This window comes from Peribacillus sp. FSL E2-0159, assembly GCF_038643155.1.
Classification (GTDB): Bacteria; Bacillota; Bacilli; order Bacillales; family DSM-1321; genus Peribacillus; species Peribacillus simplex.
The window spans coordinates 5,775,124-5,798,301 of record NZ_CP152053.1 but is presented as its reverse complement, the minus strand read 5'-3'; the positions used below and the strand labels follow the sequence as shown (position 1 = coordinate 5,798,301).

The 23,178-nt window shown below is 41.1% G+C and carries 18 protein-coding genes; 12 read left to right on the top strand and 6 right to left on the bottom strand.

Annotation, left to right across the window (positions count from 1 at the left end; genetic code table 11):
- The first annotated feature begins 1 nt into the window (after nt 1).
- The 5 genes from NYE63_RS28335 to rlmN all read left to right on the top strand — a co-directional run bounded on the left by NYE63_RS28335 (nt 2) and on the right by rlmN (nt 4,637).
- The gene (locus NYE63_RS28335) at nt 2-796 is read left to right on the top strand and encodes an MBL fold metallo-hydrolase (RefSeq protein WP_342603665.1); all 795 of its coding nucleotides are present in this window, start codon (nt 2-4) and stop codon (nt 794-796) included.
- A gap of 272 nt (nt 797-1,068) precedes the next feature.
- Entirely contained in the window at nt 1,069-2,280 is a 1,212-nt protein-coding gene (locus NYE63_RS28330) for a trypsin-like peptidase domain-containing protein (protein ID WP_342603664.1), read from the top strand.
- Nucleotides 2,281-2,456: 176 nt separating this feature from the next.
- Complete coding sequence (locus NYE63_RS28325; protein WP_065310847.1) at nt 2,457-2,618, top strand: CxxH/CxxC protein; 162 nt, start codon at nt 2,457-2,459, stop codon at nt 2,616-2,618.
- A 390-nt stretch (nt 2,619-3,008) separates the two neighbouring features.
- Nucleotides 3,009-3,488: a 23S rRNA (pseudouridine(1915)-N(3))-methyltransferase RlmH gene (rlmH, locus tag NYE63_RS28320; protein WP_063234290.1), complete on the top strand. Its 480-nt coding sequence runs from the start codon at nt 3,009-3,011 to the stop codon at nt 3,486-3,488.
- Nucleotides 3,489-3,569: 81 nt separating this feature from the next.
- Entirely contained in the window at nt 3,570-4,637 is a 1,068-nt protein-coding gene (rlmN, locus tag NYE63_RS28315; protein WP_144480689.1) for a 23S rRNA (adenine(2503)-C(2))-methyltransferase RlmN, read from the top strand.
- A 64-nt stretch (nt 4,638-4,701) separates the two neighbouring features.
- Here rlmN and NYE63_RS28310 read toward each other — a convergent pair whose 3' ends face one another.
- Nucleotides 4,702-5,034, bottom strand: coding sequence for a heme oxygenase (locus NYE63_RS28310; RefSeq protein WP_063234288.1), 333 nt, complete (start codon nt 5,032-5,034; stop codon nt 4,702-4,704).
- A gap of 296 nt (nt 5,035-5,330) precedes the next feature.
- Between NYE63_RS28310 and NYE63_RS28305 the strand changes: the two genes are divergently transcribed.
- Together NYE63_RS28305 and NYE63_RS28300 are read left to right on the top strand one after the other, a co-directional pair.
- The gene (locus NYE63_RS28305) at nt 5,331-6,779 is read left to right on the top strand and encodes a DEAD/DEAH box helicase (RefSeq protein ID WP_342603663.1); all 1,449 of its coding nucleotides are present in this window, start codon (nt 5,331-5,333) and stop codon (nt 6,777-6,779) included.
- A 780-nt stretch (nt 6,780-7,559) separates the two neighbouring features.
- Nucleotides 7,560-9,629, top strand: a complete 2,070-nt coding sequence (locus NYE63_RS28300) for a catalase (protein WP_342603662.1) — start codon at nt 7,560-7,562, stop codon at nt 9,627-9,629.
- Nucleotides 9,630-9,690: 61 nt separating this feature from the next.
- Here the strand turns inward: NYE63_RS28300 and pepT are convergent, their stop codons facing one another.
- The 5 genes from pepT to NYE63_RS28275 all read right to left on the bottom strand — a co-directional run bounded on the left by pepT (nt 9,691) and on the right by NYE63_RS28275 (nt 16,368).
- Nucleotides 9,691-10,926, bottom strand: coding sequence for a peptidase T (pepT, locus tag NYE63_RS28295; protein WP_342603661.1), 1,236 nt, complete (start codon nt 10,924-10,926; stop codon nt 9,691-9,693).
- A gap of 164 nt (nt 10,927-11,090) precedes the next feature.
- On the bottom strand, nt 11,091-12,554 hold the full coding sequence (locus tag NYE63_RS28290; protein WP_342603660.1) for an alpha-amylase: 1,464 nt from the start codon (nt 12,552-12,554) through the stop codon (nt 11,091-11,093).
- A 579-nt stretch (nt 12,555-13,133) separates the two neighbouring features.
- Entirely contained in the window at nt 13,134-14,882 is a 1,749-nt protein-coding gene (locus NYE63_RS28285; protein ID WP_342603659.1) for a CotH kinase family protein, read from the bottom strand.
- A 69-nt stretch (nt 14,883-14,951) separates the two neighbouring features.
- The gene (locus tag NYE63_RS28280) at nt 14,952-15,650 is read right to left on the bottom strand and encodes a DUF4956 domain-containing protein (RefSeq protein ID WP_342603658.1); all 699 of its coding nucleotides are present in this window, start codon (nt 15,648-15,650) and stop codon (nt 14,952-14,954) included.
- A gap of 34 nt (nt 15,651-15,684) precedes the next feature.
- Nucleotides 15,685-16,368: a polyphosphate polymerase domain-containing protein gene (locus NYE63_RS28275; protein WP_342603657.1), complete on the bottom strand. Its 684-nt coding sequence runs from the start codon at nt 16,366-16,368 to the stop codon at nt 15,685-15,687.
- Nucleotides 16,369-16,625: 257 nt separating this feature from the next.
- Here NYE63_RS28275 and NYE63_RS28270 point away from each other — a divergent pair, with 257 nt between their 5' ends.
- Genes NYE63_RS28270 through NYE63_RS28250 form a run of 5 tightly spaced genes read left to right on the top strand, consistent with a single transcriptional unit; the run spans nt 16,626 to nt 23,176 of the window.
- The gene (locus NYE63_RS28270) at nt 16,626-17,978 is read left to right on the top strand and encodes an aspartate aminotransferase family protein (protein ID WP_063234280.1); all 1,353 of its coding nucleotides are present in this window, start codon (nt 16,626-16,628) and stop codon (nt 17,976-17,978) included.
- Nucleotides 17,979-17,985: 7 nt separating this feature from the next.
- On the top strand, nt 17,986-19,494 hold the full coding sequence (locus NYE63_RS28265) for an aspartate aminotransferase family protein (protein WP_342603656.1): 1,509 nt from the start codon (nt 17,986-17,988) through the stop codon (nt 19,492-19,494).
- Between the two features lie 2 nt (nt 19,495-19,496).
- Nucleotides 19,497-21,299: an IucA/IucC family protein gene (locus NYE63_RS28260; RefSeq protein WP_342603655.1), complete on the top strand. Its 1,803-nt coding sequence runs from the start codon at nt 19,497-19,499 to the stop codon at nt 21,297-21,299.
- Entirely contained in the window at nt 21,289-21,873 is a 585-nt protein-coding gene (locus tag NYE63_RS28255; RefSeq protein WP_342603654.1) for a GNAT family N-acetyltransferase, read from the top strand. Before NYE63_RS28260 ends, NYE63_RS28255 begins: the two co-directional genes overlap by 11 nt.
- Nucleotides 21,848-23,176, top strand: coding sequence for a lysine N(6)-hydroxylase/L-ornithine N(5)-oxygenase family protein (locus NYE63_RS28250; RefSeq protein ID WP_342603653.1), 1,329 nt, complete (start codon nt 21,848-21,850; stop codon nt 23,174-23,176). The genes NYE63_RS28255 and NYE63_RS28250 overlap by 26 nt, the downstream gene beginning before the upstream one ends.
- The last annotated feature ends 2 nt before the right edge of the window (nt 23,177-23,178 follow it).

Below are 23,178 nucleotides of genomic sequence, written 5' to 3'. Positions count from 1 at the left end.
GATGACAATGCATTTTAGTGTTCTCGCAAGCGGGAGTACAGGAAATGCCTTTTTCGTGGAAACGGAGGATCAATCATTCCTTGTCGATGCCGGCTTAAGCGGTAAAGCCCTGGAAGCATTGTTTCAGGATATAGGCCGAGATATGTCAAAGCTATCCGGTATCCTTGTTACCCATGAACACAGCGACCATATTAAAGGTCTTGGCGTGGTTGCCAGAAAACATAAACTCCCGATATATGCGAATGCAAAAACATGGAATGCCATGGATCGATCAATCGGTGAAATTGCAACCGAACAAAAATTCACATTTGAAATGGAACAGGTCAAAACGTTCGGCAGTCTTGATATAGAATCTTTTGGCGTTTCACATGATGCGGCAGAGCCGATGTTTTACGTTTTTCATCATGAAGATAAGAAACTCGTGGTCATTACTGATACAGGGTACGTAAGTGATCGGATGAAAGGAATCATCTCGAATGCCGATGCTTATGTATTTGAAAGTAACCATGATGTGTCCATGCTGAGGATGGGAAAATATCCATGGAGCATCAAGCGCCGGATTTTAAGTGATGTCGGACATGTTTGTAATGAAGACGCTGCCCTTGCAATGAGTGAAGTGGCCGGTAATAAGACCAAGCGGATTTACTTGGCCCACTTAAGCCTTGATAACAATATGAAGGATCTAGCAAGAATGTCGGTGGAACAGACGTTAAAGACAAAGGGGATCATCGTTGGTGAACAATTTTCCTTATATGATACTGACCCGAAAAGACCAACGGAACTTGTTACGTTATAAATAAAAGGAATGGATGAGGGATACCTTGTTCATTCCTTTTTATTTTTTAAAATTGCGATCCGTAAGTTACGAACCTGATTAAAGAGGGTATCGTTTGGTTAGAACTGTATAGGTAAACGGAAAATGGCTGTATACTAGTCAATTTTACGTTTTCCCTTAAATAAAAGCATGCATTTTTTTAGAAAAAATCCGGTAATTGAGTATAATTGAGGGAGGATACCAAACAATAGAATTGCTATAATTCATTCCTAAAATGAGAGGATGGGGCGGTCTTGGGTTATTATGATCAGAATGATGAGAACCAAAATAAACGGAAAAAAAGCCATACGAGTTATTTTCTAGCAGGCTTGGGGGGCGTCATTATCGGGGCCTTACTTATGTTGCCGGGAAGCGGGCTGTTAAATAACGATGATAACGAAATTACAACGGAAAAATCAACGGGGAGTGAGTCCACGGAACAGGCCCAGCAAAACCTTACAGTTGATGTAACAAGTGCCGTCACCAATGCCGTTGATAAAGCCAGCGACGCAGTGGTCGGCATCACTAACATTCAGGAAACGAACTTCTGGGATCAAGGGAGCAACGCAGAGGACAGTTCGGCAGAAGCCGGCACTGGTTCTGGAGTCGTCTACAAAAAAGATGGCGGCAAGGCCTATATCGTCACGAATAATCACGTTATTGAAGGCGCTAATGAACTGGAAGTGACATTAAGTGATGGCACTAAATTGCCAGCTGAACTACAAGGTAGTGACCCATGGACAGATTTAGCCGTCATTGTCGTTAACGGTGATAAAATCAAAACCATTGCTGAATTCGGAAAATCCGGCAAATTGAAACCTGGGGAGCCCGTAATTGCCATTGGTAATCCATTAGGGCTTCAATTCTCTGGATCGATTACACAAGGGATCATCTCTGGTTTGGAGCGTACGATAGAGGTGGATATCAATGAGGACGGACAAGTGGATTGGAATGCGGAGGTCATCCAGACCGATGCGGCGATTAACCCAGGTAACAGCGGTGGGGCACTCGTTAATATGTCAGGGCAGGTCATCGGAATAAATTCGATGAAGATTGCAGAAAATGCAGTGGAAGGAATCGGTCTTTCCATCCCAATCGATTCAGTTATACCGATTATTAATGATATAGAGGAATTTGGTGAAGTGAAACGTGCTTTCTTGGGTGTGAACTTGGCATCTGTAGAAGAAATTTCCCAATATCATCAACAAAATACATTAAAGTTGCCACGGAAAGTTACTTCTGGCGTTGCAATAACAGGTGTTCAAAGCAACTCTCCAGCATCTAAAGCAGGATTGAAGGAATTTGACGTCGTTGTTGGAATGGATAATGAAAAAATCCATGACGTCGTGGAATTACGAAAATACCTTTACAATGAAAAGAAAATCGGTGATAAAGTTAAAATCATTTATTACCGGGACGGTAAGAAGGAAACTACGGAAGTCACTCTTTCAAGCAGCGAAATTTAAAGCACAAAAGGACAGGGGGCAGAAAATGCTTCCTGTCCTTTCTATTTCCTTGCGATTTTCTTATTTTTTGTTACGATTACCTGTGGATATATACTGAAATTAAAGATTTCAAGTAACTTGTGGATAATTGGGAACAGAAGTACTGGGAATAATGAGTGGGAAAGGAGATATGAAAGATGAAATTATATTGCTGTCAGGAACACGTGGACATGGCGCTGGATGAAGTGGTATACGAATGTGAAACCTATCCTGTTTTAACGCTGGTTCCCGAAGAAAATCAGTTATCAACAACCTGTGAATATTGTCGAAACGTGGCAATATATCTAGTAGGGAACTAATATTCCCATACTAGATGTGGATAGTTTTTGTGGATATGTGGATAACTTTTGTGGATAACATGTTTGTAACCTGTTCTTAACCTGTTCTTAACATTTTCCGAAGAATAAAGTGGAGGGTGGAATGGTTTAGATTCAAGCCTTTGGCTGTACGAATAATCAATCATAATTATTTATCGGATCTGAACTATGTCCAGCGCAATTTCTTCAATAAACATTAAAAAATAATGAAAGTTACCGTTGCCGCTTTCAGGGGCAGCGGTTTTTATTTTAAAAGCATTAAAAATTGGAAAGGATATGCTTGTTTTGCTTATAGGTCACTGTAAGGTATGATAATAGGTAGGCAAATCCAACAATTGATAGTAAAAACATAAAGAAAGCTAGAGGACTTATATGAAAATAACGATTATTACTGTTGGCAAGCTAAAGGAAAAATACTTAAAGCAAGGAATTGCTGAATATACAAAAAGGTTAAGCGCCTATGCTAATATAGAACTTGTCGAAGTACCGGATGAAAAAGCTCCTGAGAACCTGAGTGCAGCGGACATGGACATTGTAAAGCAAAAGGAGGGTGAACGAATCCTGGCGAAAGTCAGCCCGGACACCTACGTAATAACGCTTGAGATCAATGGAAAACAGCTTACTTCAGAGCAGCTGGCCACTCATATGGATCAGCTCGCCACTTATGGAAAGAGCAAAATTGCCTTTATTATTGGCGGATCGCTTGGGCTTGGCACTGAGGTGTTATCAAGAAGTGATTATGCCCTTTCCTTCTCGAAAATGACCTTTCCGCATCAATTAATGAAACTGGTTCTAGTGGAGCAAATATATCGGGCTTTTCGGATAAATAGAAATGAACCATATCATAAATGAATGAACTAATTCCGGGGGAATTCCCCGTAAGGTTAATGGGTTAAAATATTAAATCTTAATGTAATGAAAAGAGGGTAACGAATGAATAAAGAGTCCATTTATGGTTTAACATTCGAACAATTGACAGCATGGCTTTTGGACCATGGCCATAAAAAATTCAGAGCTTCCCAAGTCTGGGAGTGGCTTTATAGAACACGTGTGACGAATTTCTCTGAAATGACAGATGTTAATAAAGAGTGCATAAAATTACTTGAAGAGCACTTTGTCATCCAGACTTTGACTGAGCACGTTAAGCAAGAATCAGCAGATGGTACGATTAAGTTCTTGTTTAAATTACAGGATGGAAACCTTATCGAAACAGTTATGATGAGACATAAATATGGAATTTCGGTTTGTGTCACCACCCAAGTGGGCTGCAATATTGGCTGCAGTTTCTGTGCCAGTGGATTATTAGCCAAAAGCCGTGATTTATCCAGCGGGGAAATAGTGGAACAAATCATGAACGTTCAACTGCATCTGGATAAATTGGAACAAGAGGATGTTGTAAGCCATGTTGTTGTAATGGGTATTGGTGAGCCGTTCGATAACTTTGAAAATATGATAGACTTTTTGAAGGTGCTCATGGACCATAAGGGTCTTGCTATCGCTGCTAGGCGGATTACTGTTTCGACTAGCGGTCTTGCCAATAAGATTTATGAATTCACCGATACCCAATTACAGGTGAATCTGGCTATCTCATTACATGCGCCGAATAATGAACTCAGGACGCGAATCATGAAAATAAATCGAGGCATTCCGATAGAAAAATTAATGAAATCTCTTGATTATTATTTAGAGAAAACGAATAGGAGAATTACGATTGAATATATCCTATTGAAGGATGTCAATGACCATCAAGAAGAAGCCGAGCAACTTGCCAACCTTCTTGATGACAAAAAACATCGGCTCTATGTCAACCTGATTCCATATAATCCTGTAGATGAGCATAGTCAATACCAAAGAAGTGAAAAAGAGTCCGTTCTCTCGTTTTATGATACTCTGAAAAAGAGAGGCGTAAATTGTAAAATCCGCCAAGAACATGGAACGGATATTGATGCGGCTTGCGGCCAGCTTAGAAGCAAACAAATCAAGAAAGCTGAAGCCCAGTAATTCACAAAAAAGAAAACAACAAAAAGAGGTCGCATATTTCGCGGCCTCTTTTGGCGTGATTTTATTATTTAGCTATTTCCTTTACCGAGGCGACTTCATACGTTGTAAGCTCGCTGCCTAGAATTGGAGATTCTTTTTTTGCTTCACCGGAACCTGGTTCAGGCCGTTTATGTGCAGCTTTGAATGCATCGCTATTTCTCCAAGCAGTAAAGTTATCAAGGTTTTCCCAGTACATATTAACGCTCAGTTCATCGTGGTCCGACAAATTCTGCGTTAATAATACTTCAACTTTTACGAAGCCTTCCGTAGTATCAAGTGGACCTGGTGCAGTAAATCCTGGGGCCATGACTGCACCCATCCCTTTTTTGACTCTGATTCTATTCGTTACGATTATCATAAATCAGCACTCCTTTTGGACATCGGTTTAGAAGCTACACCCTATTTCGGCTTTTATATCATACATATTTTAGCATATTGAAAGAAGCAGGGTCCATTTTGATTAACTCAGATCATGTTAGCCTGATGACCATAGTTTTAATGAAGGCACACGTTTCATTATATTGAAATAAGACAATTGAATTTGGTTATTACAAGGTTTATCGATGCATATCGCGTATAATAGAACCTTGTATAAGGAAATTACGATTATGGAAACAATAAAGCAACATACTAAACAACAAAAGAGGCTGTTATATGAATGAATTAGGTTTTACTGATTATACATTAAGCGATGAAATTGTAAGGGCATTAGAAAGCTTGGGATATCAACGTCCAACCGAAGTACAGCGTGAAGTGATTCCAGTGGCGCTGAAAAAGCGGGATCTTGTCGTTAAATCCCAAACAGGAAGTGGGAAAACCGCTTCATTCGGCATACCGATCTGCGAAATGGTCGATTGGGAGGAGAATAAGCCACAGGCCCTTATTTTAACACCGACACGTGAGCTTGCTGTACAGGTAAAAGAAGATATTACGAATATAGGCAGGTTTAAAAGGATAAAGGCTACTGCGGTATATGGAAAACATCCTTTCGCACTGCAAAAAGCGGAATTGAAACAAAAAAGCCATGTAGTCGTTGGAACCCCGGGGCGTGTTCTGGATCATATCGAGAAAGGGACATTCGCCTTGGAACGCTTAACTCATTTGGTTATTGATGAAGCGGATGAAATGCTGAATATGGGCTTCATTGAACAAGTGGAAGCCATTATTAAAGAGCTTCCGAAAGATAGAGTAACCATGCTGTTCTCTGCTACATTACCTGAAAGTATAAAAAAGCTATGCAAGCAATATATGAAAGATCCTTTGGATATTGAAATCAAAGCAAAGGGTTTAACGACGGAGAAAATTGAACATGCTCTTATCGAAGTGAAAGAAGATGATAAGTTTTCCCTGCTTAGAGACGTCACCATTACGGAAAACCCCGATAGCTGCATCATTTTCTGTCGGACGAAAGATAGGGTAGACCAAGTATGCGAACAGCTGCTGGAACTGGAATATCCGTGTGATATGATTCACGGCGGCATGCTTCAGGAAGATCGCCTTGCAGTGATGAATGAATTCAGAAGAGGTGAATTCCGCTATTTGGTTGCGACAGATGTTGCTGCGCGTGGAATTGACATCGACAATATAACCCATGTGATTAACTATGACCTGCCATTGGAAAAGGAAAGCTACGTACATCGGACAGGAAGAACGGGCCGTGCCGGCAAAAAAGGAAAAGCCATTACTTTTGTGACGCCGTACGAAGACAAATTCCTTACTGAGATTCAAGGCTATATTGGTTTTGAAATCCCTAAGATGACTGTTCCTTCAAAAGAGGAAGTCTCCAATAAAAAAATGGAATTCGAAGCGAAACTGGAAGCTCGTCCAAAGATCAAAAAAGATAAAAGTGAACAATTGAATAAACAAATCATGAAGCTGTATTTTAATGGCGGCAAGAAAAAGAAAATCAGGGCTGTGGATTTTGTCGGAACCATCGCAAAGATTGATGGAGTGAATGCAGGGGACATCGGGATCATTACGATCCAGGATAATGTTTCTTATGTGGAAATATTGAATGAAAAAGGACCGCTTGTCTTGAAAGTGATGAAAAATACGAAAGTAAAAGGAAAACTTTTGAAGGTTTCAGAGGCCTTTAAGAACTAAAGGTGTTGAATGAAAGAAGCGGGAGGGTTATCTAACCAAGGTTAACCAATTAAAATTGGTTAACTTCTATACCTAGAACAAAAAAGTGGTGGAAGTTTTGAGAGTAACTTTCACCACTTTTTTTATTTTTTTTGAAACTTCATAAATTCTATATACATCATTGGGAAAACAATTACAAACATTATTATAAAACCTATTATTATTCCAACCAAACTTTTATCGTTAGTTATGGACATGGACACATAATAGAACGCTACACTTGTAATAATTAAATATAATAAATATCTAAAATACTTCATTTTGTTATATCAATCCATCCATTATTTTTATACCAATCCAAAAGTTAAATCTACTAAAAAAGCCTTATCCTTTAAATGATATTCTGATGAATTATAACCATGTTAATCCATTTGAACAAAAAAATGGACCTAAACTTATATTTACAACTAAAATATGAAGAAAAATTATTAATATTAAGTATTTAGTCCATATAATGTTGCTCTTTTCTAGTGATAATTTAATTGGAAAACATTAGATAGGCTTAGTTTTTTATATGTTTTGATAACCCACCCGGAAATAATTCGACCTCCCCCCGAAATAATCCGTCCGCACTGGAATCATTTTTTTGTTTTATGAGGATGTGGGATTCTTTCTCTGAATTCTGTTTATCCGTCAAAATAGAGTGGTATATGAGGAAGGATAACGCAATTATTTCGAATGAAGTAGATACATACAACATGATTTAATCTGAATTCTTAGACATGGAGGGGAATGAGTGGGATGACGAAAGAAAATGAAAGCGGAAGAATCGATGAGCAAAGTAAGCAGCGACAGTTGGATCAATATCGAGTGGACGATAATGGTAAAAAGATGACGACTAACCAAGGTTTGCGTATTTCTGAGGATGAGCATTCTTTAAAAGCGGGAACCCGTGGTCCAACTTTGATGGAGGATTTTCATTTCCGTGAAAAAATGACTCATTTTGACCATGAGCGTATTCCTGAGCGGATTGTCCATGCCCGTGGATCTGGAGCACATGGATATTTTCAGGTATATGAGCCGATGGCCGAATATACAAAAGCCAAGTTTCTTCAAGACCCTTCAGTCAAGACACCAGTATTCGTTCGTTATTCCACGGTAGCAGGTTCCCGCGGATCGGCAGACTCGGTCCGTGATGTAAGAGGGTTTTCTACAAAGTTTTATACTGAGGAAGGAAACTATGATTTGGTCGGAAATAATATTCCGGTATTTTTTATTCAGGATGCCATTAAGTTCCCGGATTTAATCCATGCGGTTAAACCGGAGCCTCATAATGAAATACCTCAGGCCGCGTCTGCCCATGATACTTTTTGGGATTTCGTCGCCAACAATGAAGAAACGGCTCATATGATCATGTGGCATCTTTCTGATAGGGCCATACCGAGAAGCTTCCGGATGATGGAAGGGTTTGGTGTCCACACATTCCGTTTTGTAAATGAACAAGGCGTGTCCCATTTCGTTAAATTCCATTGGAAGCCTGTACTGGGAGTTAAATCCCTTGTTTGGGATGAAGCACAGAAAATTGCAGGGAAGAATCCTGATTTTCACCGCCAAGATCTGTGGGAAGCGATAGATACCGGAAATTATCCTGAATTTGAATTTGGCGTGCAAATGATTAAGGAAGAAGATGAATTCAAATTCGACTTTGATATCCTCGATCCTACTAAACTATGGCCGGAAGAACAAATTCCGGTGAAAATAATCGGAAAAATGGTTTTGAACCAAAATACGGATAACTTTTTTGCAGAGACGGAACAGATAGCTTTCCATCCGGGGCATGTTGTACCGGGTATTGATTTTTCAAATGATCCGCTGCTTCAGGGACGTTTATTCTCATACACCGATACCCAGCTATCCCGATTAGGAGGACCGAACTTCCATGAGCTACCGATTAATAGGACGGTTGCCACCGTTCATAATAATCAACGCGATGGCATGCACCGAATGTCAATAAATCCAGGGCCGGTCAGCTACCACAAAAATTCCCTTGCAGGTAACTCTCCAGAACCTGCTTCGGAAGAGGAAGGCGGCTATGCACATTACCAGGAAAAAGTCGATGGCAGGAAAGTCCGTCAGAGGAGTGAAAGCTTCAAGGATCATTACAGCCAAGCTAAACTATTTTGGAATAGCATGACGGAAGTGGAGAAGGAGCATATTATTCAGGCTTTCCACTTTGAAGTGGGAAAAGTGAAAAGTAAGGACGTTCAGCAGCAAATTGTCGAGATGTTCAGCAATGTAGATGTCGAACTGGCTAAAACAATCGCTATTGGAGTGGGCGTGAATCCTCCAGCCAACAAGAGTGAGGTCAAAATGGATTTGGCTTCTCCGGCTTTAAGCCAGGAACAAATGAAGGTGAACACGGCGGCAACAAGAAAAGTGGCAATCTTGGCTGCAGATGGTTTTAACGGCTCTGAGGTTAATCAAGTTTTGGAATCATTTAAATCGGCAGGTATAACGGCTGAAATCATCAGTAATAATCGTGGAGTGATTACAAGTTCTGAAGGACAGCAGATTGAGGTGAATCAGACATTCCTGACAGCCGATTCGGTACTTTTCGATGCTGTATATGTGGCAGGAGGCCAGGAGAGTGCCGGTGCCCTCAAGGCATCCAAGGAACTAATTTACTTTGTTGCTGAAGCCTACAATCATTTCAAAGCGATTGGTGCGGGAATTGAGGGAGCCGAGATCTTATCGAAGGCAGGCATCGTTTCCAATGATCCAGCAGCAGGCATTGTAGCTGTTACGGATAAAAATAGTGGTTCTGCCTTTATCGAGGCAATTGCCAAGCACCGTCACTGGACACGAGCTTAATATTGGATGAAAAACCCCAGACTTGGAGTCTGGGGGTTTTTCAATAGACACGTATAGTAGCTTACTTTGCTTTTTCTTCAAAAAGTGAGGCAATGCCAACAATCACCTTAGTGGCCAGGATCATATTATCGACGGAAATAAATTCATATTTGCCATGAAAGTTCTCCCCGCCCGTAAAGATGTTGGGCGTTGGCAGGCCCATAAACGATAATTGAGATCCATCCGTACCACCGCGTATTGGTGAGATTTTCGGTTGTATATCGAGTTTCTCCATTGCTTCATGGGCAATATCCACGATTTCCTTCACGGGCTCAATTTTTTCCTTCATGTTGAAGTATTGATCCTTTAATACAAGCTGGATACGATTTTGCCCATATTTTTCTTTTAAATCTTCAATCACTTTTGTTATATATTCCTTGCGCTCATTAAATTTCTGGCGGTCGAAATCCCTGATGATGTATGAAAGCTTGGTCTCTTCCACATCACCGTTAAATGAAAGCAGATGATAAAAGCCTTCGTAACCCTCCGTATATTCCGGTGCTTCTGCCACTGGGAGCTTATCATGGAATTCCATGGCGATTTTCGCCGAGTTCACCATTTTTCCTTTAGCCGTACCAGGGTGAATATTCGTCCCTTTGATCAGGATTTTGGCCGATGCTGCATTGAAGCTCTCATATTCAAGTTCTCCAAGTGGGCCACCGTCCACGGTGTAGGCAAATTGGGCATCAAAAGCATCTACATCAAACTTATGGGGTCCCCTGCCGATTTCTTCATCGGGAGTAAAAGCAACACGGATTTTTCCATGCTTGATTTCCGGGTGCTGGATCAAATAATCCATGGCAGTCATGATTTCGGCAACTCCAGCCTTATTATCTGCTCCCAACAGGGTTGTCCCATCCGTTGTAATCAAGGTATGCCCTTTATAGTTCTTAAGCGAAGGAAAATCATCAGGTGAAAGAATGACCTCCAATTTTTCGTGTAAAGTAAGATCGTTGCCATCATAGTTATCAACGATTTGCGGTTTTACATCTTTTCCAGTGAAATCCGTTGCTGTATCGACATGAGCCAAGAAACCGATTGTCGGGACATCCTTATTTGAATTGGCTGGCAAGGTTGCCATGACATATCCGTTCTGATCAATTGTCACATCCTTCATCCCAATGGACTGAAGTTCCTTGACCAATGCATTTGCCAAGGTCAACTGTCCAGGTGTAGAGGGGCATGAGGGATTTTCCTCGTTCGATTGGGTATCCACTTTCACATAAGAGGTGAATCTTTCAATGATTTCATTTTTCACTTTTCCTTCAACTCCTTTTTCCCTTATCTTACCATGATTGATTGAAATGGAAAATTATCTTTCTCTAGATGAAATACAGATATATCTCAAAACCTTCAAGGGAGGTGTCATCAGCAAAGAACAGCATATCTGCAAAAAGACATGCCGTTCTTTGCTTTCTCTTATTAGAGTGGATTATTCAAGGCCCATACGGATACGCTTTTCCCATGGACGGGGAACGTCGCGAAGCCATCTTCTTCAATGGTAATGTGGTCATCTCTATGACAAGTTAAATCACTCCAGATTTCACCCGCCCGATGCTCACCGACGAACATCCTTTTTTCACTGTTGTGATCTCCATTCGAGATAATGACGGCACATCCTGAGCCTTCCAGCTCTTCAACTCCGTGCCGGACCCAGCCTATCGTATTTGGATCATCAAAGTAGTCCGTTTGTTCTCCGTAAGCTTTTTCATACCTAGCAAATAATAGGCGATCTAGAATATCCTTTTTCCCAGGCACCGGAGAAGGTCCGCCGATTCCATAATAGTCCCCGTAAAAGACACAAGGATAACCGCAAAGTCTCAGCAAGGTAAGTGCATATGCCGATGGTTTAAACCAGTCCTTTACCCAAGATTCCAGTGATTCATGAGGCTGGGAGTCATGGTTGTCGACAAAAGTGACGGCCTGTGCCGGATTGGTTTGGACGAGGGTATCATCAAAGATGGTTGAGAGGTCGAAGTCTGTCCCTGCTTTTGAGGCCTCATGAAATTTATAATGCAGGGAAACATCGAACAAGTTGAGGTCATGATTGGTTTGCTCTAAGTAAGTTTGACAAGCTTTAACATCTGCCTTCCAAAATTCGCCGACCATGAAGAAATGTTCCTTTGTATAAGGAATGAGTTCTTGGAGAAAATCATTGATGAATTCATAATCGATATGTTTAACGGCGTCCAAACGAAAACCATCACACTTTAACGTATCAACCATCCATTTTCCCCAACTAATCATTTCCTGACGAACTTCTGGCAGGCTGTAATCGATGTTAGCAAACATTAAATAATCATAGTTTCCGAATTCATCGATGACATGCTGATTCCAGTGCTTATTTTCGCCTGTGATTCGATATACGCCCATTTTGTCGTTTTCGGCATCATAGTCTGTACCATTAAAATGATTATGGTTCCACTTAAAATCAGAGTATTTATTTTTACGGCCTGGAAAATCGAATTTTGTCCAGCCTTCCATTTCAAATGGTTCTGAGATATCTTCCATACGGTTGTCTGGATTGACTTCAATGACTTCAAATTTTTCGGTTCCGTCAGCTCCTGCTTTATGGTTCATGACTAAATCGATATAAACACAAAGTCCGTAGTTATGACAGGTTTCTATTGCTTGCAGCAATTCATCTTTGGTCCCGTATTTGGTACGAACTGTTCCTTTTTGGTCAAATTCCCCTAAATCGTAACCGTCATATATTCCATATCCATTATCCCCAACGGATTGCCCTTTGGTAACTGGCGGAAGCCAAACGCAGTCGATTCCTATATCCTTCAACTTGGAGGCTGCATATTTCAATCTGTCCCAATGAGAACCATCTGCCTCTAGATGCCACTCAAAAAATTGCATCATCGTATGATTTCTTTTCATCCGTTCCCCCCCTGACACCGACTCGATTTTAACAAAAGTGAAACTGTACGATCGGATAAAGTAATAATGGAAATCTTTACCCCTTAAATTCAAATGATAAACAAGTGAACAAACCCTCTTGATTGAGGTTCATTTACCTCTCTATTTTACTATTTTATACCAAATAAGGGTATTTTATATAGATTAGCAGCTAAAAATTATTCAAATGTGGAGGAATAACCCGGAAAAGGCACTACGCCCTATTAAATAAAAAGGTATCCCGAATATTTTGGGATACCTCAGACTATAGATAATTCGAAAAAACAGTTTGCCTTCAGTTTTCTTTAAAAAAGGTTCCAGGTGTTTTCAGAAATTCGCTCCCTTTCCGCCGACTGTCTGCCAAGCCTCATCAAAGCAAGTGCCTTTGGTGTCTTGGCTAGCCAGTTATTCGGCAGGTGTGTCGTAAATTCCTTCAATCCAGTGAGGGTTTCAAAAAACAGTAAAAAACCATTAGTATACCCTAGTCTTAATCATGTTTCGGGATGGAACCATTCCTAACTCCCTTTTGCACCTTTTTCATATTGGAGGGGGAGGAGTCTATTATCCTTTTTTACCTCTTCGTTTAAAGAAGTGGGCGAAAGCCATTGCACCTAATAATAAGATTAGGAGCACGGAAGATAGAATGATCGTATTTTTGGAGGAGCTACTGTTACCTGCCCCATTTTGGCCCATGTTCCCATTTATACCAGGAGGTGCACCATTCCCGCCGCGGTCCATGTCAGGGGGCTGCATGGCAGCCCCATTCTCGCCGCCGCCCATGTTTGGTGGTTGCTGGCCTGCATTTGCGTCATCGCCCATATTCGGTGCTCCGCCGCCCATACTGCTTTCTGTCTCAGCTTCCACAACCAGGTCTCCAGAAAGCTGTGCCAAGATGGATTCAGCACGTTGGATAGCGAAGTCAACCAGGGTTTCCTCGCCTGATGTTGCTTCTGTATACTCGTCCATAGTATAAAACTTGGTCGGATCCTTTTTCACATATGGTGTGATTAATGTAGAAATTTCAGTGGTCATTGCTGTCATATTTTCTTCAGAGAAAAAATCTGTGGCAATGTCGTCTAGATAATCATAATATTTTTCACGGTACCCGTCGTTGGAAAGCAGGGCATTCAATAAAGGACGATCTTCAAGGGTCGTACCTGAAACAGGTTCGGTAATGCTGAAGTTGATATTACTTTCATTCATGAAATTTGAACTCATATCCATCATTCCGCCACTGTTCTTATTCGGTACTTCTCCAACTTGTTCCGTGTCATCTTGCTTAGCAGCATCGTCGTTACTTTCAGCCGTAGCCCCATCTTTTTGGTCAGCTGCCTCTTCATTGCCTTCATTTTTATTTTCTTGATCGGTTTCGCCTGCCTGTCGCCCGCCGCCTCCGGAATAACCGCCAAATGACATATTATAGTCCCAAGGCAATATCGAAAAGACCCCGTTCTCTTCATATAGGTAGTAATTGTGCTTTTTATCTCCTTGATAGTGATCGAGGTTGACAAGGGCAGTATTGGCTGCGAAATAGCGCAACATTTCATCGACATCAAGGACTTCCTCCACATTCCCACCATTATTGATGGCATCAAGCATTTTGATCATGGCGGATTGGCCCGAATGATCGTTTGTTTTCAAGTTTATTCCTGTATAGTCATCAATGTCATCACTGATCCACTTTAAATCGCTTCCCGTACCATCCGGATAATAGAGGTCGCCTATGCCATCAGTGAAGTTGTTACTTAGGAAGGTTTCCTCTATAGCTTCCACACCTAGATAAAGGCCCCATTCCTTTCCATTGATGGTCACGTACATATAGGAATGTCCTGGTGTCGCAATGCCCATCTTGTCCATTAATTCATAGGAAAGGTATTCTCTCATATAAGTGGGATCACTGTAATTATTGTTTAGGGCCAACTTTTTCAGGCCGTGTAAATCTTGATCTTCCTGATAATAATCAAAGTCTATCTTCCAGCTGTAACGATCGGAATCTCCCATTTGAACAACGGAATTCAAGGAAAGGTTTCCCTTGGTGCGAAACCCCACATTTTTGACTGTCTCCCCATCTATCGTTACATCGGCATTAACGATTTCCTTTTCAGAGGGGTTATCCAGCATGGAATCTAAATCCTCATCAGCCAATGTTATATCAACGGTTGTCACCTTACTTTGGTCAAATACAGATTCTGTATAAGTATTCCCTTTAGTGGCTTTTTCAACTTGAAGATTGGGAAGGAAGAACATCACCGCTATAAAAATTATTATCAATAATCCAATGGTCGCTACAACATATCTTGTTTTTAACATGCCAAGGCTCCTTCCTCCTGTAGTCTTATATAGAGGGGTGGGCATGGATTTTTATGTCCGCCATCTATCTTAAGCTGTGAAGTTGCCATCATAACTTAACATGATGGCAGAGTGAACGCTGTTCATGTCCTTGACTTGATTAATGAATTCCGCATTATTATCTCTTAATCGAATTTCATATGTCACTTCGAGGTTATTATCCGCCATGACAGATTTTGATTTGACGGAATGCTTTTTCACCTTGTTGGATATCATTTCTTCTAACGCTTTTTCAATTGATGCATCTGAATATTTAACGATTAATAAAAATGGATTTTCAACAGTGATCCGATTGGCAAATATGAGCATCACAATACCTATTAAAATGGCACCGATGATAACCAGCGGAATTAGTCCTGCCCCGCATAAAATCCCGGATGCCGCTGCCCAGAACAGGAAGACCAAGTCCATGGGATCTTTGATGGGCGTTCTGAATCGTACGATGGAGAGTGCACCGACCATACCCAGGGAGATAACGATATTAGTTGATATGCCCATGATGATCAAAGCCGTGGCCATTGTCATGATGATGAGGGAAATATTGAAATTGTGTGAGTACATCACACCGGAAAAGGTCTTCTTATAAATGACGTAAATGAACAATCCGATGGCAAATGCCAACAGTAATCCAATTAGGGAGTCAATGATTGAAAAGCTCTCGGTCTTGTCCAAAAAGCTTGATTTGAAAATATCATTAAAAGTGGTGCTAGTTGTTGTCGTCGTATCCATTTTCTATTCCTCCAAATATTATGTGTTGCTGCAATCAGCCGTATCTTCTGCTTAGTTGATATTTTGAAAAAGCTGTTTTTCTAGTATCGATGATGGACAATAATTGTTTGATGATATCCGGAAGAAATTCGTCAAACTTTATTTCCAGGATGACACAATCTGGGTCTAAAGCATCGACAACGATTAATTCGGGATTCAGGAAGTCCGTATCCCGATAGCTCGTTTTCACATTACTGTCAAAGGTGACCCGCACATTTCCATACTCGTAGATGAATACCTCCCTTTCATAGTCAACGACGGTTGTCGGCTTGATTTGGAAAAGGGTCATCTGAACGTATAAGTCCCTGAGGATATCCCTTGAATCTTCGGACATCCAAGCTATATCCCCTGAACGAATCCGTTCGTATTCTTCGGCGGAAAGCCTGCACTTCTGTTTATAGGTAAGATTATTCCGCTTACTCTTTTTTTCTAGATTGATGAAATCGGTATTATGATCATAAAGTCTAGCCCTGAACTTATCCCTGTGATAGAACCCTTCTGTTTTTTGCCGGAGGATTTTATTGTCAAAGTTATCGAAATACACACTTCGAATTAAATATTTCCCATCCAGCCCATGGGGATCAAGCCTCATGAAGTTTTGCAGATTATTTCTTAATAGGTGACAATCCGCTTTGGTGATTGCATGTTTGAGTTCCCGCCTTCCCTTTAAACCATTCATTGTTGTTCCTCCTTTACTTTGATTTTTTGACTGCGTTCAGCTTATAAACAGAATCTTAATAAAACCTTAAGAACATTTTTATATTCAATAGATAAATAGAGAATACGCCCCAGTTTTAACCTTTTCTTAATTTTATTGGAATTTACTAGAAGAAAAATGAGTGAATTTACTCATTGAGAATAATTATCATTATCAGTAGAATGAAGTTCATGATAATGATAATTATTCTCAATTAATTCAATACATGGAGGTTTAATATGGTAACGAACACGCTTACTAAAAATGATCAACTACTGGAACAACAAAATACAAGGGAATCAAATGCCCGATCTTATCCTAGAAGATTACCCATGGCTATCGATCAAGCGGAGGGAATTTACCTAACAGACATGGATGGAAAACGATATATTGATTTTCTTGCCGGGGCTGGAACATTAGCGCTTGGACACAATCATCCGGCAGTGCTTGAAGCGATGGAAAAAATTCTTAAGGATAAACGTCCTTTACATACATTGGACTTTACGACGCCGATCAAAGAGCAGTTCGTCGATGAAATTTTTGAATGCCTGCCTGAGGAATTCAGGAAAAACGCAAAAATTCAATTCTGCGGTCCTACTGGCGGAGATGCCATTGAGGCAGCACTTAAACTGGTTAAAACAGCAACAGGCAATAGAAGCATTTTATCCTTCCAAGGAGCTTACCACGGGGCAACACATGCAACCATGTCAATCAGCGGCAATACAAAACCAAAGGAAAAAATACAAGGATTAATGCCAGATGTACAATTCCTGCCGTATCCCTATCAATATCGCTGTCCTTTTGGAATAGGCGGAGAAGAAAGCCATAAAATCAGTAGCCAGTATATCGAAAATCTATTGAATGATCCCGAATCTGGATTATTGGCACCTGCAGGAATGATTTTGGAGGCAGTACAAGGCGAGGGAGGTTCCATTCCAGCTCCAATTCCATGGCTTAAGGAAATCAGAAGAATAACAAAAGAGAAGGGCATTCCGCTAATTATCGACGAAGTTCAATCAGGTATCGGCCGTACAGGGAAAATGTTTGCCTTTGAACATGCAGGAATCGTTCCGGATGTTCTTGTACTATCCAAAGCAATAGGCGGAAGTCTTCCATTATCGGTGGTGATTTATAACAAAGAGCTGGACCTATGGTCACCAGGTGCACATATCGGTACGTTCCGCGGAAATCAAATGGCAATGGCAGCAGGAACAGCAACTTTAAAATACATGAAAGAGACGAATCTTGTGGAGCATGCCGCTAAAATGGGAGAAATCTTAAAGGATATTCTTAAAGATTTGCAAAAAGATATTAAGCAGATCGGTGATGTCAGAGGCCGGGGATTAATGGTCGGTGTAGAAATGATCAATCATGAAGAACCGCAAAATGCGAATGGAAGCCATCCTGCTGATTCGCAACTTGCCAGTGCCATTCAACAGGAGTGTTTTCAAAGAGGGCTGATTCTGGAAGTTGGCGGCAGACATGGTAGTGTAGTGAGGTTCTTGCCTCCATTGATCGTAACGGAATCCCAGCTTCGCGAAGCCACTGCAATTTTTGAACAAGCTGTTCGTGCAGCTGTTGCAAGAGGGTGAATGATCAATGATTGAAATGATAAATAAAACTGATTTTGCTTATTCTCGATTGTTTTTGAATAACGAAGAAGGTTTCAATAACTACAGCCAGTCATTAAAAATCATTGAAAAAAAGCTGACGAACTTTTTAAATGGGAACAAATCACCATACTCAGGGAAAAAACCTTATGAAATAGAAGCAAGATTAAGCGAGCTGACCCTCGCTTCTCCAACAGGGAAGACAATGGAAGCAGTAGCGGATGAGCTGGCGGAGTTTGTTATTAATGACAGCATCAATGTGCACAGCCCTGCTTGTATCGGACATTTGCATTGTCCGACATTAATACCTGCCGTGGCTGCGGAAATGATTATCGGTACGTTGAATCAATCCATGGATTCATGGGACCAAAGCTCGGCGGCAACCTTCGTTGAAGAGCGTTTAATAGATTGGCTGTGCAGCCAGGTAGGGTTACCGGAACAAGCGGATGGTATTTTCACAAGCGGTGGAACCCAATCTAATTATATGGGCCTGTTATTGGCGAGGGACGCTTATTGTAAGCGTTTCTGGGGTGTTGACGTTCAACAGCATGGCTTACCGGCCGAGGCGAAAAAATTGCGGATCCTATGCTCCGAGGCTGCCCATTTTACGGTTCGTAAATCAGCAGCACAGCTGGGGCTTGGTGAACAGGCTGTAATCACCATTAAAACGGATTCAAATCACCGTCTGTCCATAGCTGAATTAAATCAACAATTACTGCTTTTAGAGGAACAGGATTTACTTCCATTTGCCATCGTTGCAACTTGTGGAACAACGGATTTTGGTTCAATAGATCCATTACACGAACTGTCCGAAGCTGCAAGGAAGAATGGGATATGGCTGCATGTGGACGCAGCATATGGAGGCGCAATGATTTTAAGTAAGGATTACAAAGAGTTAATCAGCGGAATTGAACGGGCCGACTCGATTACGGTTGATTTTCACAAATTGTTCTATCAACCAATCAGTTGTGGTGCTTTTCTTGTCTCTGACAGCAGCTCATTTCAATATATCCAGCATCACGCCGATTACTTGAATCCACAGGAAGATGAAGCGGAGGGCATGGTTCATTTAGTCAATAAATCGGTTCAAACGACGAGAAGGTTCGACGCACTGAAACTCTGGATGTCATTGAAGGTCGTTGGACTGGATTCCTTTGCCGAAATGATCGACTATACTTGTCACCTTGCACGTGAAGTGGCTGTGAAGATCGATAAAGAAGAAGGATTCACAGTATTGAATAAAGATCCTGAATTGAATGCGGTTGTATTCCGTTATAATCCCGAGGGAGAAAGTGATCAGTTAGTAAATCTATTAAATAAACAGATTCAGCAAGAATTACTGAAAAGCGGACGGGCATTTTTAGCAAAAACGCGTTTTGAAGGACAGGTATATTTAAAAATGACACTATTGAATCCAATGACAAGGCTTGAACACATAGAGGAAATTTTAGACGAAATTCGAGTATTAGGTGAAATGTTCAAGATGATGGAGGAATGAAGATGAATGGTAAGCAAATAGCTGAAAGGGCGACGATGCAAAGCTTTCTGAATTGTTATTTCCGGGAAACCGGAAATTACAGTTTAGAAGAAACGAAAAACTGGCCGAATTTGGAGGGGGCCGTTCCGGGTCCATTATTAGTCAGTAAGCTCATATCCCAAGATATTGTATTGCTTGTTCCGCTTAAATATTGGTCGGAAACGGGGCGTCATATTTTCAACTTCCCGATTTACTATCAAACGGCATCCAAACAAGTACATGAATTAGATTACGTGACAATGGTCTCGATTGTTTCTAAAGAATTATTGAATGAGCAGGGGCGGACGGATAGTGAAGATGAATTGATGCTGCGTGTCATCCTTAGCAGCCAAAATATTCAACGGTATGTTGAAGGCAGGACGGAAGACATTGATGCACTTCAAAGTCCAGATTTCACCTACATCGAAGCAGAGCAGTCGCTTTTATTCGGGCACCTGTTCCACCCGACGCCGAAAAGCAAGCAGGGCATTTCAGAAAAAGATGAATGGATCTATTCACCCGAATTAAAAGGGGAGTTTCAGCTGCACTACTTCCTGGCAGAACCTTCGATTGTCATCCAGGATTCTAGTGAAGTCCGATCGGCAAGTGAGATCATTAAACAGGAATTAGCCGGCGACTTGGAGATTTCCAGTGAATTCAGAGAAACGTATTGCCAAAAGGAAAGCCGGTATATCATCATCCCGGCACATCCGCTCCAGGCAAAAGTACTTATCGAAAAAGAAGAGGTCAAGAGGCTAATCGAGCAAGGGACACTAGTTTATGCAGGACCGCTTGGGAAAAAATTCACGGCTACCTCTTCATTTAGAACGGTATATAGTGCCACATCGAGATATATGTACAAATTTTCCGTTCCGGTTAAAATCACGAATTCTTTACGTGCAAATCTGCAAAAAGAACTAGATCGTGGAGTGGAAATTGCAAAATTAATAGATTCTAAAGTGGGTGACGACCTAAAAGAACGGCACCCATCCTTCCGTATTATCAAGGACCCTGCTTACCTAACGATCAAAACAACCGAGCAAGAATCAGGATTCGATGTTGATATTCGGGAAAATCCTTTTTATGAAAACGATAAACAAGCAAGCCTGATTGCCGGCTTATGTCAGGATAATGCCTATGGTGCACCATCAAGACTTGGGGCGATCATCCGCAAATTATCAGCTGATGAAAACCGCAGTACCGAAGAAGTAAGTAAGGATTGGTTCAAAACTTATCTGTCAATGACATTGAAACCGATGCTTTGGCTATTTGAAGAGTATGGAATTGTTTTAGAAGCCCATCAACAAAATTCCATCATTCAACTTCAAGATGGGTATCCAGCCACTTTTTATTATCGTGATAATCAAGGGTATTACTATTGTGAGTCCAAAGTGGACAGGCTGCTGAAGATCTTGCCTGAACTAAGTGAAAAAAGCTTCACGATTTGTTCTGATGAAGTCGCTGAAGAAAGATTGCAATACTATTTCTTTTTTAATCACTTATTAGGCTTAATCAATAATTTTGGTACGGAAGGATTAGTATCTGAAAAAACACTGTTGCAGCTCGTTCAGGAACAACTTGAAACAAGCAGCATGGAAAGCGAAGATGAAGGGTTGAATCGAGTTGTTTCAAGGTTGCTTCATGCCCGGGAATTATCTTGTAAGGCTAATTTACTGACGAGATTTCACGATATGGATGAGCTTGTTGGTTCACTTGAGACACAGTCCGTTTATACAACGATTGATAATCCGTTCGCGCAGGGGGTTATGGCCGTCCATGAAAAATAGTTATGAAGAAATGCTGAAGGACTGTAATCAACAGCTTTCATTTGTCAAAGTTGAATTTGAGAGGGATGTAGATACACTGCATAAATGGATGCATGAAGATCATGTGATACCCTACTGGAACTTGAATTTCACAAAAGAAAAATTCGCTGTTCATTTAAAAAAGGCATTGGCAGATACACACCAAACACTCTTTTTAGGCTGCCTGGACTCAATTCCCATGAGCTATTGGGAATCGTATTGGGTAAAAGGCGATATCATCGAAGATTATTATGAATCTGAAGAGGGAGACCAAGGAATTCATTTACTCATTGGTGATCCGGATTATCTAGGAAGAGGACTGGCTTTGCCGTTTTTACGTGCAATGGTGAAATACCAACTACTTTCTGCAAAAACAAAGAAAGTGATGGCTGAACCGGATATTCGAAATGCAAAGATGATTTACCTATTTGAAAAGTGCGGGTTTACCCCAATTAAAGAAATTGAGCTCCCTGATAAAACAGCATTGCTAATGTCATGTACACGGGAGAATTTCGAGAGGAAGTGGAAGTATGGAGAAGCAACAATCTATCTATGACCTGGTAGGGATAGGGATAGGTCCCTTCAATCTTGGACTTGCGGCACTTTTGGAGAAAACTCCGGAGTTGAATGCCGTCTTTTTTGAGAAAAAGCAGGAATTTAATTGGCATGAAGGGATGCTGTTGGAAGGGACAACTCTGCAGGTACCGTTCTTTGCCGATCTGGTTAGCATGGCAGATGTGACAAGCCCATATAGTTACCTGAATTATTTACAGCAGCATGATCGGCTTTATCATTTCTACTTCCTTGAAAAATTCTTGATTCCACGAAAAGAATATAACGACTATTGCCGCTGGGCTGCCCGTCAACTTGATAGCTGCCGTTTTGGAAAAGCGGTGGAGGCGGTTGAATATATAGGGGATCAAGGTGAACCCTGCTATCAAATCAGTGTAAGGGATGCACAAACACAAAAGATCGATGTCTATTATAGCCGTCATGTAGTCATGGGAATTGGCAGCGCCCCGATTGTTCCATCGGCCTTTCATCCATATATGGGAGAGAGCATCCTGCATTCGGCCGATTATTTACGGAATAAAGAAAATGTCTTAAAGAAAAAGTCCGTAACGGTTGTCGGATCTGGACAGAGTGCAGCCGAAGTCTTTCTGGATTTGCTTAATGAGCAGGAGGAGTATGGTTACCAGCTAAACTGGTATACAAGATCCAAGGGATTTTTCCCTATGGAATACTCAAAACTCGGGTTAGAATACTTCACTCCAGATTACCTTGATTTCTTCTATCGGCTGCCACAGGAAAAGAAGGATGAAATTTTGCCGAAACAGGATTTATTGTATAAAGGGATCAGTGCTACGACAATTGCAGCAATTTTTGACAAGATGTATGAAAAATCAATTGGAAATGCCGAACTTTCCATTGAACTTCGGGCCATGACGGAAGTTGCGGCAGTTACCCCCGCCGAAAATGGCTGGAGATTGAAATGCCGACAGTGGGTGGAAGATAGCGATTTTGATGTGGACACAGAGGCGATTGTTTTTGGAACGGGTTATAAATCAACCCTTCCGGCATTCCTTGAAACCATGGAAGACCATTTAGTCCGTGATGACTTGGGGCGTCTTGCAATAACGAAAGATTATCGGGTAGGAACGGCCATCTCTACACCGAATCACCTTTTTATTCAAAATGGCGAGATGCATACACATGGTGTGGGTGCTCCGGATCTAGGCTTAGGGGCATTCCGAAATTCGATTATCATCAATCAATTGGCAGGTAAAGAAGTTTATCCATCCGAGCCAAAGGGTGCATTTCAGTCATTCCGTGTAAAATCACCCATCATGGCTTACTAAGA